Raw genomic sequence first — 13245 nt, 5'->3', positions numbered from 1 at the left:
CACACCCCCTTTTTTTGGAGGTAGATATGAATGCAAGTGTAGCAATACAGACATTACCTGAAGTCTATGACAATGATGAGACAGTCAGGATAGTGGATGAGGTGATAGCTTATATAAAAAGTACAGGATATAAATATTATGTAGGTCCGTTTGAAACTACTGTTGAGGGAGATTATGATGAGCTTATGGATATGGTAAAGGAATGTCAGCATATAGCAATAAGAGCAGGTGCCCCTGCGGTGATGGCATATATCAAGGTAAGTTTCAGACCGAACGGGGATTTGCTTACAATAGACAGAAAGGTAACAAAACACCATTTAGATGAAAAATAAAACAGACAGTATATATCCGGTTGCCTTCGGCATTATATTTTTAGCGGTTTGGCAGATACTTTGTACATTAAAGGTAATACCGGTATTTTTGATGCCGTCACCGATACAGATAGTAAAGGCATTGACAGAAGATTTTTTGCTGCTTATGTATCACCTTGTCATCACTTTGGCAGAAAGCTTGATTGGACTGGTTGTAGGCGTATTTCTGGGATTTATATTTGCTCTTTTAATGGACAGGTTTATAAATGTGTATAAGACATTTTATCCTTTTGTTATTATTACTCAAACCATACCGACCATAGCAATAGCACCGCTTTTGGTACTTTGGTTCGGGTATGATCTTTTGCCCAAAGTTATACTTATAGTGCTTGTTACATTCTTCCCTATAACTATAGGACTTTTAGAAAGTTTTAAGAGTGCGGACAGTGATGAGATAAACCTGCTTAAGTCAATGGGTGCAAGTGAATTTGATATATATAAGTTTATCAAGATACCGTCATCTATGGGAAAATTCTTTGCGGCACTGAAGATTTCCGCCTCATACTCTGTAGTAGGCGGTGTGATAGCAGAGTGGCTTGGAGGCTTTAGAGGACTTGGAGTTTATATGACCAGAGTGAGAAAAGCATATGCATTTGACAAGATGTTTGCAGTAATTATTATTATTTCAATACTTAGTTTATTATTATTAAAGGTAGTGGATTTATTGCAGAAGATAGCCATGCCATGGGAGGAAAAATGAAAAAGATAATTAAAGGTTTATATATCGGCTTGAGTTTATTTGCAATAGCTGCGGCAAGTATGGCTTGTGGAAGTGAAAAACAATCAACTTCCATTGAGAAGAAATTAAAATTGGTGCTTGACTGGACACCTAATACAAATCATACAGGATTGTATGTTGCAATGGATAAGGGATACTATAAGGATGCAGGTATTGAACTTGAGATAGTACAGCCGCCTGAGGACGGTGCGGAAGTTTTGGTTGCAAGCGGTAAGGCCGATTTCGGTATATCATTTCAAGATACTATGGCAGGAGCATTGTCAAAAGACAGTCCGCTTCCTATAAAGGCTGTTGCTGCAATAACACAGCATAATACCTCCGGAATAATGTCAAGAAAAGGAGACGGTATTACCACTCCAAAGGGACTTGAAGGAAAAAAGTATGCCACATGGGATCTTCCTATAGAAAAAGCAATTTTGAAAAATGTAGTGGAAAAGGATGGTGGTGACTTTGCAAAGGTGGAGCTTATACCTTCTACAGTTACAGATGAGGTGTCTGCATTAAGCACAAAACAGATAGATGCGGTATGGGTTTATTATGGTTGGGCAGGTATTTCAGCTAAAGAAAAGGGATTTGATTTTGATTATTTTGCATTCAAAGATATCAATCCGACATTTGATTACTATACTCCTGTACTTATTACAAATGATGATATGATAAAAAACAACAGTGATACGGTCAAAAAATTTTTGGAAGCGACTAAGAAAGGCTATGAGTTTGCAGCAGGTAATCCACAGGATGCAGCTGAAATATTGCTTAAGTATGCTCCTGAAATAGACAGTAAACTTGCAAATGCTTCACAGGGGTACTTATCCACCTGTTATATTGATAAGGATATTCCATGGGGATATATTGACAGTGAAAGATGGAAAAACTTCTATAGGTGGATAAATGATAACAATCTGTTGGAGCACCGGATAGATGAGGGAGCAGGACTTGACAATGAATTTATCACAAAACAGTGAGATGCTTTTAGCTGTTCAAGATATAAGTTTTGGATATGATAATAGAAAAATCATTTCAAATATAAATTTGACTTTGAATAAAAATGAGCTTGTATCTTTGCTTGGAGTAAGTGGAAGCGGAAAGAGTACACTTTTTAATATAATAGCAGGTCTTTTAAAACCTGATATAGGGAAGATAATATATAATGGTAAAGATATAACAGGAAAATCCGGAATTATCAGCTACTCATTTCAAAAAGATTTATTACTTCCATATATGAAGATTGAAGAGAATGTGGCATTACCGCTTTTGATAAAGAAAGAAAAGAAAGAGACAGCTATAAGAAAAGCAAATGATATGCTTAGAGAGTTTAAGCTGGAGTCATATGCAAAAAAATATCCGAAGGAACTGTCAGGCGGTATGAGGCAGAGGATTGCACTTTTGCGTACATATCTTTTTTCAAAGGATGTGTCGCTGCTTGATGAGCCTTTTTCTGCACTTGATGCTATTACAAAGGATGAAATGCATGAATGGTATATGAATATGAGAAAAAGATATAATACATCAACTATATTTATCACACATGATGTGGATGAGGCGATACTTTTATCAGACAGGATTTATATACTGGGAGGAAAGCCGGCTACAATAATAAGAGAAATAAAAATAAATGTTGATAACAGAATTAATAATTTCAGGCTCAGTAAAGAGTTTTTAGAATATAAAAAAGATATATTAAAAAATCTTGAAAATTAAAAAATCCCTCGGATATTGACTATCCGGGGGAATTTTTATTTATTTTTTCAGTTCATATAAATTCATAAGTTCAAAAGTTGAAAAATCAGGTATCGGTGCAAATGAGCATTTAAGATATTCGGCACTGTCTTTTGCATCCATACTGAAAATATAATTGTAGCCACATTCAAAGAGATAGTCGGGAGAAAGCTCACTGCTTGGTCCGTATATTCCTTTTATTGTAGCATTTTTGCAGGCATGCAATATATCAAGATAGGATTCATTTACCAGTGTAGAACCTGACATAATTATTATATCCAAGCTTTCAAGTATATCTTTATGCTTTAGTGCATCCTCACCTAAATGGAAATATATATCCTTCGGATAAACTTCCGTATTATCCTTTGAAATTCTATAGCTTAAAACTTTATCCTGTGGTGAGAGGTCAAAAGCATGGAACTCTTTGCACTTGTTTAAGAAAAATTTTATATAGACACCGTAGCCTACAAGACCTACTTTCATACCGCTTACATCATATCTGAAATTGAGTCCGGGAGTGCGTTCAATACCTCTGTCTGCCAAAAATTCAACACTGTTAAGAGGCTTACTCATAAGACTGCTAAGTACAACAAGCAGTGTACGCAATGTTTCATCTTCCATAAGTAAAAGCTCTTTAATGCACTCATCAAGAGGCTTTCCGATAAGATTTCTTATAATAGGCTCATACTCTTTAACAGGTTTTTCTTTACCTATTCTGAGTGCAAAGCTTATCTTTTTGTTATCATCAATTGCCATTGCCCATTTGAATCCGAAAACAAATTCTTCAAGCCTTGCAACAGGTATGCCATATTTCTCATAAAGTGCCAGATTCAGATTAAGTATTCTTTTTATATCCTTCATAAATCTCCTTTATAAAATAAACATCCTTAATATGGATGTACATATTTGTGCTTCAGTATTAGTATATGTCAAATATAAACTTTTGTAAATGTATACATTATAGATCAGCACATAATTATTATCGGAAAGAACGGTCATTATTTTTAAAATAAAACCTGCCGGATATAGATATATTTATTATACACTTATATCATAGACGGTATAAAATAAATATAATATAATTATATAAAGAGATGGTTTAGTATCAGGATAATATTATTAAGATTATTTGCTACAGATTAGAGATAAATTTCTTAAAAAAGAACTTGATTTTAGTATGGTTATAAAAATCCATACTGATGATATTTTATGGGAGGGCAAATCTATGAAAAAAACTTGGCTATATATTTTTATACCGATAGCATTATTGTTTGCCTGTAACGGGAGGCAGGAATTAAAATCTACAGAAACTATTGAAAATACGGATATTGATAAACAAACAAGTTCTGTTTCTGAGAGTGTTGCAGAAAATGAGCTTACCGGTACAGAAATGGGTGAAATAAGGGGTTTGATAAGCATAATGGAGGAAGAAACTCCGGAAATCAAATATATGGACATGGAAGGGGCTCTTTTAGAGTTCTATACAAAGCCTATAAAAGATGACTATAAGTTTTTGGGGCGATTTTCTGATAACGGATATGCATACATTCTTGGGATATCTAAAACTGAAACCCCACCTTTGATGGATTTAAATTCATGGATTGAAGAAAACGGATATGTTCAGCTGGGAAAATTGATTGACGATCAAATGGGTAATGAGGATAGTTTTGAGAAAATATATGATTTTCCGGGAGTTTTGTCCTTTTATCAAAGTAAAGACGGGGAATATATATACTTAGGTATTAAACAATATTCAGATTTTGAGGATATATCAGGTGATATAAAATACTCAGGTATGAATTTAGGCGAGGTATTTAATGAAATACTAAATAAAAACAGGTTTGAATATATCAATCAATTACATGAAAAACAATTAAGAGCCCTTAAGCCTTTTAAGACACCATATATATTGATGTATAAATGGGAACATGGGGAGGATTTTTATGCATACAAACCGATTTCATATGGTGAACTGACTGCAATTACAGAGGACAATAGAAAAGTCGATTCATCAAAAATAAACAATGAATGTGTACTTTTATATGGTTATAATGGTGAAGCTATGCCGTTTATGGACTCCGTTAATCAAACTCTTTATGAAAATGTTAAAGATTTTTTTGAGGTTCGTTCTTTAGATGAGATTACAGATATTTCTTCCATAAAACTGATTCGAAAAAATGCACAAGATTGGCAAAGTAAGATTATAAATATAGATGATTCGGATTCTGTTAATGAAATAGTTAAAATTTTAAAAAGCTCTGAAGTATCTTATATGGGCAGACCGTCTTATGAGGATTTATTGATTCTTACAAAAAAAGACGGAAGCGAGATAGAACTACAGATTACGCCATATTACTTAGGAATATTTGCAGGAGAAGGATTTATTTTTGGAAACTCTGTTTGCTACAGCCCCGGAAGTCAAGAGTGGATTAACTTAATGGAAAAATATTTCAGTGAATGATATTTAATTAAATTTTCTAATATTATGGTAAAGCACTGTTTGCAAATAGAAGTGGTCAGTGGAGATATCGTGTTGGTGACTATAGAGTTCCGGCTGAAATAGCTACTGTCAAGTAAAAACACTTGACAGCTTCCTTTTATGCTGTTATACTCTCTCAGTATGGAAAATAATGATATAGAAAAATATATCAATCAAGGTACTTTATATGACTTTTACGGTAGGCTTTTGACAGTGCATCAGCAAAGGATTTATGAGGATGTTGTATTTAATGACTTATCACTTAGTGAGATTGCCGAGAATGAAGGCATCAGCAGACAGGGAGTAAGCGATCTTATAAAAAGATGCAATAAATCACTGGTTTCTTATGAGGAAAAGCTTGGTTTGATAAAAAAGTTTGATGAAACAAAATCTTATGTAAAAGAAATACAAAGGATTGTAGGGATATATCAGAATATAAAGGATGAGAAGCTTATAACTGAAATAAATGAGTTATTATCTAAGATACTGGATGTATAGGAGGTTTTAAATGGCTTTTGAAAGCTTATCTGAAAAACTTCAAAATGTTTTTAAGAATCTTCGCGGCAAGGGCAGACTGAGCGAGGATGATGTAAGAATCGGTTTAAAGGAAGTAAGGCTGGCACTTCTTGAAGCAGATGTAAGCTTTAAGGTGGTAAAGGATTTTATAAAGGGTATTCAGGAAAAGGCAACAGGTTCCAATGTACTGAACTCACTTACACCTGCTCAACAGGTTATTAAAATTGTTAACGAAGAGATGGTTTCACTGATGGGAAGTGAGACCACTGAGCTTAAGATAAAACCGTCAGGGGATATAACCGTTATAATGATGGCAGGTCTTCAGGGTGCGGGTAAAACAACCACTACCGCAAAGCTTGCCGCCAAGTTAAAGAAAAAAGGTAATTCACCGGTGCTTGTAGGCTGTGATATATACAGACCTGCTGCAATAGAGCAGTTAAAAAGAAACGGTGAGAAAGTGGATGTGCCTGTTTTTGATATGGGAACAAACCATAAGCCTGTAGAGATTGCAAAGAAAGCATTAGAATATGCTAAAGAAAATCATCACAATATCGTATTCCTTGATACCGCGGGACGACTTCATATAGATGAAGATATGATGAATGAGCTTATAGAAATTAAGGACAATGTAAATGTTGATGATATTATTTTGGTAGTGGATGCTATGACAGGTCAGGACGCTGTAAATGTAGCGGAAACCTTTAATGAAAAGCTTGATATTACAGGGGTAATTCTGACAAAGCTTGACGGTGATACCAGAGGTGGTGCTGCACTTTCAGTACGTGCCGTTACAGGTAAGCCTATACTTTATGTAGGTATGGGTGAAAAACTCTCCGACTTGGAGCAGTTTTATCCTGACAGAATGGCAAGCCGTATACTTGGTATGGGAGATATTCTTTCACTTATTGAGAAAGCTGAAATGGATATGGACAGTGAGAAAGCAAAAAAACTTTCTCAAAAGATTGCAAAAGCCGATTTTGATTTTAATGATTTTCTTGAGCAGCTTGAACAGCTTGAGAAGATGGGCGGTATGACAAGTATTCTCAGTATGTTGCCGGGAATCGGAGGAAAGTCGGCGTTGCCTCAGGTAGATGACGGTCAAGTGGTAAAGATAAAGGCCATAATACAGAGTATGTCAAAAAAGGAAAGGCTTGATCCGAGTCTTTTAAACCCTTCAAGAAAAAACAGGATTGCAAAGGGTTCGGGAGTAAATATCGGAGAAGTCAATCGTCTGGTCAAGCAGTTTGAGCAGATGAAAAAGATGATGAAACAATTCCCCGGAATGATGAAAAACAACAAAAAAAGAGGAGCCCTTGGAGGCCTCTTTGGGGGGAAATTAGGTTTTTAAAGGATTTTATTCTAAATATTAGAATTGATCATATATAGATTTTTATAGCTATTAGGAGGATAATAAAATGGCAGTTAAGATGAGATTAAAGAGAATGGGACAGAAGAAGGCACCTTTTTATAGAGTAGTGGTTGCTGATGCACGTTCACCAAGAGACGGTAGATTTATCGCTGAAGTCGGTACATATGATCCGACAGCTGATCCGAGTGTAATCAAGTTTGATGAGGAAAACACAAAGAAGTGGCTTGCAAACGGTGCACAGCCTACAGACAGAGTTGCCAAGCTTTTAAAGAGTGCGGGATTGGTATAATAAGGACTGATTATGAAAGAAGTCATTGAAGTTATAGCAAAAGCTTTGGTAGATGACCCGTCTCAGGTAAAAGTAGAAGAAACAATTGACGGTGATACTACTGTTTGTACACTGTCTGTAGCCGAGGCTGATATGGGCAAGGTTATAGGTAAGTCCGGAAAGATAGCAAAGGCTATACGTTCTATTATAAAATCAGCATCTATAAGAGCTGAAAAAAAAGTAGTATTAGAGATAAAATAACAAGCAAGCTGCTACATATGTAGTGGCTTTATTTTTATTTTAAAGAATATAAAATGATATTTACGACAATTTAAAGCTGTGAATTTGCATATTAATCACAAATATCGTTGTTTAATTCTAATTTATATGATATCATCTATATTATAAGAATAAGGAGGAATAATATGCTAATTGAATTCACCTGTTCAAACCATAAATCTATTCGAGAAAAAATAATATTTTCCGCTTTGGCAGGGAAAGACACTTCACATGAGGAAAAAATAGAAAAGATTGCAGGTTTGGATGTTTTAAAATCGGCAGTGATATATGGTGCAAACGGATCGGGAAAGAGCAATTTTGTTGATGCAATTGATTTTGTAAGAAATCTTGTATTAAACAGTATACTACATCAGCCCGGGCAGGGTATAAGACAATCACCTCACAAATTGGACGGTTTTGAAAAAGAAAGCAGATATCAACTTCATTTTGTAGTAAAAGAAATAAGATATGTTTTCGGTTTTTCTCTAAAAAACATGCTTGTAGTAGAAGAGTATTTATATTATTTTCCTAACGGAAAACAGACTAAAATTTTTGAAAGAACAAATAATGAGTTCACTGAGGGAAGTAAGTTTCGTAAAAAATTCGAAACATGCAAAGATGTATTGATGCCAAACAGATTAATGTTGTCATGTGCTGCAAACTTCAGTAATGTAGATGAGGTTAAAGATGTTTTTAATTTTTTCAATGATTATTTAATTATATATAAAGACAGTAAACAGGATATATGGATGGATTATTCTTTACATCAAATATATAAAAATGAGAATATTAAGAACTCTGTGTTGACTTTTCTAAAGGAATTGGACACAGGAATAAAAGACATAAATGTTACCATCAATGAAGCTGAAGTTGAATCTGTTGAATTTCTTCCGTTTTTATCGGATGAATTTAAAAAGGCGATAGCTGAAGCGAGGGCTGAGAGCATTTCAACTAAGATTGTTTATGATGAATTTGAAACCGATCTTATGTCAGAAGAATCAACGGGTATAAAGAAGCTTTTCGGAATGCTATGCCCTATTATTGATATTATGGTAAATAGCAAAGTACTAATTTGTGATGAATTGGAGGCCAATCTTCATGAAGCATTGGTTTATGGACTGATAAAACTTTTTGTTTCTACTAAAACAGATAAAACTCCGCAGCTTATTTTTACTACACATGAAACAGGATTATTGAATTTTGATTTATTTAGAAGAGATCAAATTTGGTTTACAGAGATGAAGAACGATCGTTCAACGGATCTTTTCTCGCTGGCAGAAATCAAAAATGTAAGGCGCGAAGAAAAATTTGGGAATGGTTATATTACAGGTAAATATGGTGCGATTCCGATGCTAAATCTTGATTTTGCTAAAATCGTAGACGGAATATGAGTGTGAGGGTAAATAATGAGAAGAGACTTATCCCTTTCACCAAGAGTTGAAGAAAAAAGAGAACTTAAAGTAATCGAATTACCGGTACAGTTCTCACTTAAAGAAATTAAGGAACATTTTGAAGAAAGTTTAAACGAAGTAAAAGCACAGTATCCTGTAGCGGATTTGTTAAATAAAAATGGAAATGAAAACGATGGTAAAACAATATGGCGCTCTCAAGTTGTTCTTGCAGAGGGACTCCTTGATTTTTTTATTCATGAGATGAGTAAATTCTGTTTATTTAAAATGTTTACAGGACAATGGAGTAAGTCGGAAAAATACTACAGATTTATGGTTCCTATGTCAAAAGTAGAGGATGCAATAAATACTGTGAATTCAAAAGATTGGTTTTTTGATTATCTTAATGATAGATTCAGCAGAGATGTCTTTTTATCTCATGAAAGTATGAAAGATCAATTAAATTTAATCGGAATTGATTTTAGTAAGACTATGAAAAGGGCTTTCTCTAAAGAAAGCGAAGATCCTCTTAAGTATGGTAAACAAGTTGTAATAGATTTATTTCAAAGAAGAAATGATATTGCTCACCAAAATGATAGAAGTCATGCTTCAGCAAAAAAACAGGATATTACAAAAGAGTTTGTAGAAAAATATATAACAAATATTGAACTTATTGTAAATGCTATATATGATATTGCATTAGATAATGATATTATCAAATAAAAAGAAAGTGAATAAGATGATAGACAGATTTAGAGTGGGGGTTATTACAAGTTCCCATGGTATAAAGGGTGAGGCAAAGGTGTATCCTACATCTGATGACAGCAACAGATTAAAAAAGATAAAAAAAGTATATGCTGATATTAAGGGAGTTGAGACAGTACTTGATATTGAAACGGTCAGATTTCAAAAGAATATGGCACTTGTAAAATTTAAGCAGTTTAACACACCGGAAGAGATTCAGGCTTTAAGAAATACTGATTTGTTTGTAGATAGAGATAATGCCATTCCGCTAAAGAAAAATGAAAACTATATTGCAGATCTTATAGGTCTTGAGGTTACTGATGAAGATGGGATTATACTCGGTAAGGTTACCGATGTATTTCCAACCGGTGCAAATCATGTAATGGAGGTTGATATGGGTGAAAAAAAGGTATTATTCCCATATATCAGCCAATGTATACTGGATGTAAACCTTGAAGAGGGAGAAATTAGAGTCCATGTTTTGGACGGACTTTTGGATTTATAGATATGAATTTTTTTTGTTTGACATTATTTCCCGAAATGATAGATATGTGTATGAACACAAGCATTGTCGGAAGAGCTATAAAAAACGATCTTATTTCAATGGAAGCCATAAATATTCGTGATTTTACATTGGATAAACATAGAAGGGTGGATGATTATCCATATGGCGGCGGTGCAGGTATGGTTATGCAGGCGGAGCCGATACATAAAGCCTATGAAAGTATTTGTAATAGGCTTGATAAAAGAGCAAAGCTTATATATCTTTCTCCACAGGGCAAGGTTTTTAATCAAAATGATGCCAAAGAGCTTGCAAAGCTTGATGAAATAGTTTTTCTTTGCGGTCATTATGAGGGTGTGGATGAAAGGGCATTGGAACTTACAAATGCCGAATGTTATTCCATAGGTGATTACGTGCTTACTGGAGGTGAACTTCCGGCACTGGTAATGATGGATGCAATAGCAAGAATGGTGGAAGGCGTACTTACCAATAATGAAAGTGCGGATTTTGAGTCTTTTGAGGACAATTTGCTTGAATATCCTCAGTATACAAGACCTGTGGAATATGAGGGGCTTAGAGTTCCGGATATGCTGCTTTCGGGACATCATAAAAATATTGAAGAATGGAGAAGAAAAGAGTCTATAAAGAGAACTTTTTATAACAGACCGGATTTATTAAAAGACGCCAATCTTAGCAAAAAAGACTTGATTTATCTGGATGAGTTGAAAGAAGAAAGCGGTGATTTAGATGATTAGAGAAGAAATAAATGAAATCAAAAAGCAATTTAATAAGGATACCAATGTTATTACAAAGTATGCCGGTTGCTATGTTGATGCAGAAAAAAATATAAAATTTATGACAAAGGATGCTTTTTACTCATTACCTGAGGAAGACGCCTTCAAATATGAGGAGATTTTCAGAAAGACTCTTTCAGGTGCTGTCGGAAAATCTTTGTTGACTCTGGATTTTTCTATTGATAATGAAGAAGAGGGCAGTCCACATTCCTTTTTAATGCAGCTTCGAGAAAGCAAACTTGATGATGAACTGCTTTTGGATGAGTTTTTTAGAAAAGTAATAGAATCATATGAATATGCCGAGAATTACTACATAATTTTAATAGATATTATGTATGATATACCGGGCAAGGCAAGTGATAAACTTGCTATGGATGATGCTTCAAGTGAGGTATATCATGCTTTGCTTTGCAGTATTTGCCCTGTAAGTCTTTCAAAACCGGCATTAAGCTATTTTGCAAATGAAGGTGTTATAACCAATCGAATCAGAGATTGGGTTGTGGGAATGCCTATGCACGGTTTTTTGTTCCCGGCATTTACGGAGCGAACTACAGATATACATGCGACACTTTATTTCAGCAAAAAAAATGATGCATTAAACGAAAGCTTTATAAATGAAATAATAGGAGTAAATCCGCCTATGTCATCCGCTATGCAAAAGGAAACTTTTGAGGCGGTGCTGTATGATATATTGCGAGATGAACTTACAATGCCCGTTATGTCCGCTCTAAGCTCAAATATGCTTGATTTGATAGCTGAAAATTTCGATAATCCCGAGCCTTTAGTACTTACAAAGAATGATATGGTTAAGCTTATATCAAAGAGCGGTGTATCTGATGAGGCAATAGAGTCCTATGAAAAAAGTGAAGATGCGGATATTGAAGTGCTGGCGGATAATGTTATAGATACAAAAAAGTTTGAGGTAAAAACTCCGGGTATTACTGTAAAAACCGATACCGATTCTATTGATAAGCTTGAAACAAGAGTGATAGACGGAAGAAAGTATTTGCTTGTGCCTATTGAGGATGATGTAGAAATTAACGGAATGCCGGTAAAAAGTTGTTGACTTTTTTACCAAAAAGTTTTAAGATTGAATTAATAAAAAATAAATCTTCGGGGCGGGGCGAAAATCCCCACCGGCAGTATAGTCTGCGACCTGCATGGCAGTTGATTTGGTGAAATTCCAAAACCGACAGTATAGTCTGGATGAGAGAAGAGTGTTTTCATGATTCGTCTTTTGCCCCCTAAGCATAGGGGGCTTTTTATTTTGAAAACACACTCCGAAGCATATGCTATGGAGGTAGTTTATGTTGACAGCAGTAATTAACAACTTGGTTTTTGTGGCAGAGTTCCTTGGGATTGTATTTGCCACATTTGTAGTCGCATTTATTTTTGAGAAGATTGCAAATGACAGGTCGGGATATATAGGGCCTGTTATTACCACTCAAAAAATTGCTATGATCGGTATATTCGGTGCAATAAGTACTATACTTATGATGTTTGAGTTTCCATTGCCGTTTGCACCTACATTTTATAAACTTGATTTTTCAGAGTTGCCTGTTATGATAGTGACTTTTGCCTTCGGTCCTGTAGCAGGAGTACTTACAGAGTTTGTAAAGATTTTACTTAAGGTAATGTTCAAATCCACATCTACAGCTTTTGTAGGTGAACTTGCAAATTTCTGTGTAGGTGCATCACTTATTCTCCCGTCAAGTATTATCTATATCTTCAACAAGACCAGAAAAGGTGCTTTGATTGGCAGTATCGCAGGTACAATCACTATGACGGTATTCGGTTCAGTATTTAATGCAGTTTATCTTTTACCGAAGTTTGCACAGCTTTTCGGAATGGATTTAAGTTCTATTATAGGTATGGGAAGTACAGTAAATCCGGCAGTAAGTAATATTCAGACCTTTGCACTTATGATTGTAGCACCGATGAATTTATTAAAAGGTACTTTGGTGTCAATGCTTACTATAGTTTTATACAAAAAGTTTTCACCTGTTTTAAAGAACGGCAATGCTTTCAGAGAAGTAAATATGGCAAAATAATATTGCTGTAATTTTTAGTGGGTTAT

At 34.7% G+C, this 13245-nt stretch carries 16 protein-coding genes and 1 riboswitch; of the genes, 15 read left to right on the top strand and 1 reads right to left on the bottom strand.

From position 1 onward, the window contains the following. Nucleotides 1-26: 26 nt before the first annotated feature. The 4 genes from HMPREF0381_RS08675 to HMPREF0381_RS08660 are packed head-to-tail and all read left to right on the top strand — an operon-like array spanning nucleotide 27 to nucleotide 2811. Nucleotides 27-332, top strand: coding sequence for a thiamine-binding protein (locus HMPREF0381_RS08675; protein ID WP_040461327.1), 306 nt, complete (start codon nucleotides 27-29; stop codon nucleotides 330-332). Then, the gene (locus HMPREF0381_RS08670) at nucleotides 322-1071 is read left to right on the top strand and encodes an ABC transporter permease (RefSeq protein ID WP_008751593.1); all 750 of its coding nucleotides are present in this window, start codon (nucleotides 322-324) and stop codon (nucleotides 1069-1071) included. Before HMPREF0381_RS08675 ends, HMPREF0381_RS08670 begins: the two co-directional genes overlap by 11 nt. Next, on the top strand, nucleotides 1068-2075 hold the full coding sequence (locus tag HMPREF0381_RS08665; RefSeq protein ID WP_040461324.1) for an ABC transporter substrate-binding protein: 1008 nt from the start codon (nucleotides 1068-1070) through the stop codon (nucleotides 2073-2075). The genes HMPREF0381_RS08670 and HMPREF0381_RS08665 overlap by 4 nt, the downstream gene beginning before the upstream one ends. After that, nucleotides 2053-2811, top strand: a complete 759-nt coding sequence (locus HMPREF0381_RS08660) for an ABC transporter ATP-binding protein (protein WP_008751591.1) — start codon at nucleotides 2053-2055, stop codon at nucleotides 2809-2811. The genes HMPREF0381_RS08665 and HMPREF0381_RS08660 overlap by 23 nt, the downstream gene beginning before the upstream one ends. 39 nt (nucleotides 2812-2850) lie before the next feature. On the opposite strand, the gene HMPREF0381_RS08655 is transcribed toward HMPREF0381_RS08660, so the two are convergent. Continuing rightward, nucleotides 2851-3690, bottom strand: coding sequence for a Rossmann-like domain-containing protein (locus HMPREF0381_RS08655; protein WP_008751590.1), 840 nt, complete (start codon nucleotides 3688-3690; stop codon nucleotides 2851-2853). 364 nt (nucleotides 3691-4054) lie between these two features. On the opposite strand from HMPREF0381_RS08655, the gene HMPREF0381_RS08650 reads away from it, so the two are divergent. The 11 genes from HMPREF0381_RS08650 (at nucleotide 4055) to HMPREF0381_RS08600 (ending at nucleotide 13219) form a co-directional block, all read left to right on the top strand. Next, nucleotides 4055-5290 carry a hypothetical protein gene (locus HMPREF0381_RS08650; protein ID WP_040461322.1) on the top strand — a complete coding sequence of 412 codons (1236 nt, stop codon included), beginning with the start codon at nucleotides 4055-4057 and terminating at the stop codon, nucleotides 5288-5290. Between the two features lie 159 nt (nucleotides 5291-5449). Next, nucleotides 5450-5806: a YlxM family DNA-binding protein gene (gene ylxM / locus HMPREF0381_RS08645; protein WP_008751588.1), complete on the top strand. Its 357-nt coding sequence runs from the start codon at nucleotides 5450-5452 to the stop codon at nucleotides 5804-5806. Nucleotides 5807-5816: 10 nt separating this feature from the next. Further along, entirely contained in the window at nucleotides 5817-7172 is a 1356-nt protein-coding gene (ffh, locus tag HMPREF0381_RS08640; RefSeq protein WP_008751587.1) for a signal recognition particle protein, read from the top strand. 67 nt (nucleotides 7173-7239) lie between these two features. Next, entirely contained in the window at nucleotides 7240-7482 is a 243-nt protein-coding gene (gene rpsP, locus HMPREF0381_RS08635; protein ID WP_008751586.1) for a 30S ribosomal protein S16, read from the top strand. Between the two features lie 12 nt (nucleotides 7483-7494). Next, entirely contained in the window at nucleotides 7495-7722 is a 228-nt protein-coding gene (locus HMPREF0381_RS08630) for a KH domain-containing protein (protein WP_008751585.1), read from the top strand. Between the two features lie 164 nt (nucleotides 7723-7886). Then, nucleotides 7887-9131 carry an AAA family ATPase gene (locus HMPREF0381_RS08625; protein WP_008751584.1) on the top strand — a complete coding sequence of 415 codons (1245 nt, stop codon included), beginning with the start codon at nucleotides 7887-7889 and terminating at the stop codon, nucleotides 9129-9131. 15 nt (nucleotides 9132-9146) lie between these two features. Next, nucleotides 9147-9851 (top strand): HEPN domain-containing protein, encoded by a 705-nt coding sequence (locus HMPREF0381_RS08620; RefSeq protein WP_008751583.1) that lies wholly within the window; start codon nucleotides 9147-9149, stop codon nucleotides 9849-9851. A gap of 16 nt (nucleotides 9852-9867) precedes the next feature. After that, nucleotides 9868-10377 (top strand): ribosome maturation factor RimM, encoded by a 510-nt coding sequence (gene rimM / locus HMPREF0381_RS08615; protein ID WP_040461804.1) that lies wholly within the window; start codon nucleotides 9868-9870, stop codon nucleotides 10375-10377. 2 nt (nucleotides 10378-10379) lie between these two features. Further along, nucleotides 10380-11129: a tRNA (guanosine(37)-N1)-methyltransferase TrmD gene (gene trmD / locus HMPREF0381_RS08610; protein ID WP_008751581.1), complete on the top strand. Its 750-nt coding sequence runs from the start codon at nucleotides 10380-10382 to the stop codon at nucleotides 11127-11129. Continuing rightward, nucleotides 11122-12234 carry a DUF4317 domain-containing protein gene (locus tag HMPREF0381_RS08605; RefSeq protein WP_008751580.1) on the top strand — a complete coding sequence of 371 codons (1113 nt, stop codon included), beginning with the start codon at nucleotides 11122-11124 and terminating at the stop codon, nucleotides 12232-12234. Before trmD ends, HMPREF0381_RS08605 begins: the two co-directional genes overlap by 8 nt. A gap of 39 nt (nucleotides 12235-12273) precedes the next feature. Beyond that, a riboswitch (FMN riboswitch) is annotated at nucleotides 12274-12390 on the top strand. Between the two features lie 85 nt (nucleotides 12391-12475). Further along, nucleotides 12476-13219: an ECF transporter S component gene (locus HMPREF0381_RS08600; protein WP_008751579.1), complete on the top strand. Its 744-nt coding sequence runs from the start codon at nucleotides 12476-12478 to the stop codon at nucleotides 13217-13219. Nucleotides 13220-13245: the final 26 nt, after the last annotated feature.

It is taken from the genome of Lachnoanaerobaculum saburreum DSM 3986 (assembly GCF_000185385.1).
GTDB lineage: Bacteria > Bacillota > Clostridia > Lachnospirales > Lachnospiraceae > Lachnoanaerobaculum > Lachnoanaerobaculum saburreum.
The sequence above is the reverse complement of the archived record's forward strand: the minus strand, read 5'-3'. Positions and strand labels throughout refer to the sequence as shown.

Excerpts from the sequence above, each read along its gene's own strand:
- HMPREF0381_RS08675 (WP_040461327.1), top strand. The coding sequence starts at position 27 with ATGAATGCAAGTGTAGCAATACAGACATTACCTGAAGTCTATGACAAT.
- HMPREF0381_RS08670 (WP_008751593.1), top strand. The coding sequence starts at position 322 with ATGAAAAATAAAACAGACAGTATATATCCGGTTGCCTTCGGCATTATA.
- HMPREF0381_RS08665 (WP_040461324.1), top strand. The coding sequence starts at position 1,068 with ATGAAAAAGATAATTAAAGGTTTATATATCGGCTTGAGTTTATTTGCA.
- HMPREF0381_RS08660 (WP_008751591.1), top strand. The coding sequence starts at position 2,053 with ATGAATTTATCACAAAACAGTGAGATGCTTTTAGCTGTTCAAGATATA.
- HMPREF0381_RS08655 (WP_008751590.1), bottom strand. The coding sequence starts at position 3,690 with ATGAAGGATATAAAAAGAATACTTAATCTGAATCTGGCACTTTATGAG.
- HMPREF0381_RS08650 (WP_040461322.1), top strand. The coding sequence starts at position 4,055 with ATGAAAAAAACTTGGCTATATATTTTTATACCGATAGCATTATTGTTT.
- ylxM (WP_008751588.1), top strand. The coding sequence starts at position 5,450 with ATGGAAAATAATGATATAGAAAAATATATCAATCAAGGTACTTTATAT.
- ffh (WP_008751587.1), top strand. The coding sequence starts at position 5,817 with ATGGCTTTTGAAAGCTTATCTGAAAAACTTCAAAATGTTTTTAAGAAT.
- rpsP (WP_008751586.1), top strand. The coding sequence starts at position 7,240 with ATGGCAGTTAAGATGAGATTAAAGAGAATGGGACAGAAGAAGGCACCT.
- HMPREF0381_RS08630 (WP_008751585.1), top strand. The coding sequence starts at position 7,495 with ATGAAAGAAGTCATTGAAGTTATAGCAAAAGCTTTGGTAGATGACCCG.
- HMPREF0381_RS08625 (WP_008751584.1), top strand. The coding sequence starts at position 7,887 with ATGCTAATTGAATTCACCTGTTCAAACCATAAATCTATTCGAGAAAAA.
- HMPREF0381_RS08620 (WP_008751583.1), top strand. The coding sequence starts at position 9,147 with ATGAGAAGAGACTTATCCCTTTCACCAAGAGTTGAAGAAAAAAGAGAA.
- rimM (WP_040461804.1), top strand. The coding sequence starts at position 9,868 with ATGATAGACAGATTTAGAGTGGGGGTTATTACAAGTTCCCATGGTATA.
- trmD (WP_008751581.1), top strand. The coding sequence starts at position 10,380 with ATGAATTTTTTTTGTTTGACATTATTTCCCGAAATGATAGATATGTGT.
- HMPREF0381_RS08605 (WP_008751580.1), top strand. The coding sequence starts at position 11,122 with ATGATTAGAGAAGAAATAAATGAAATCAAAAAGCAATTTAATAAGGAT.
- HMPREF0381_RS08600 (WP_008751579.1), top strand. The coding sequence starts at position 12,476 with ATGTTGACAGCAGTAATTAACAACTTGGTTTTTGTGGCAGAGTTCCTT.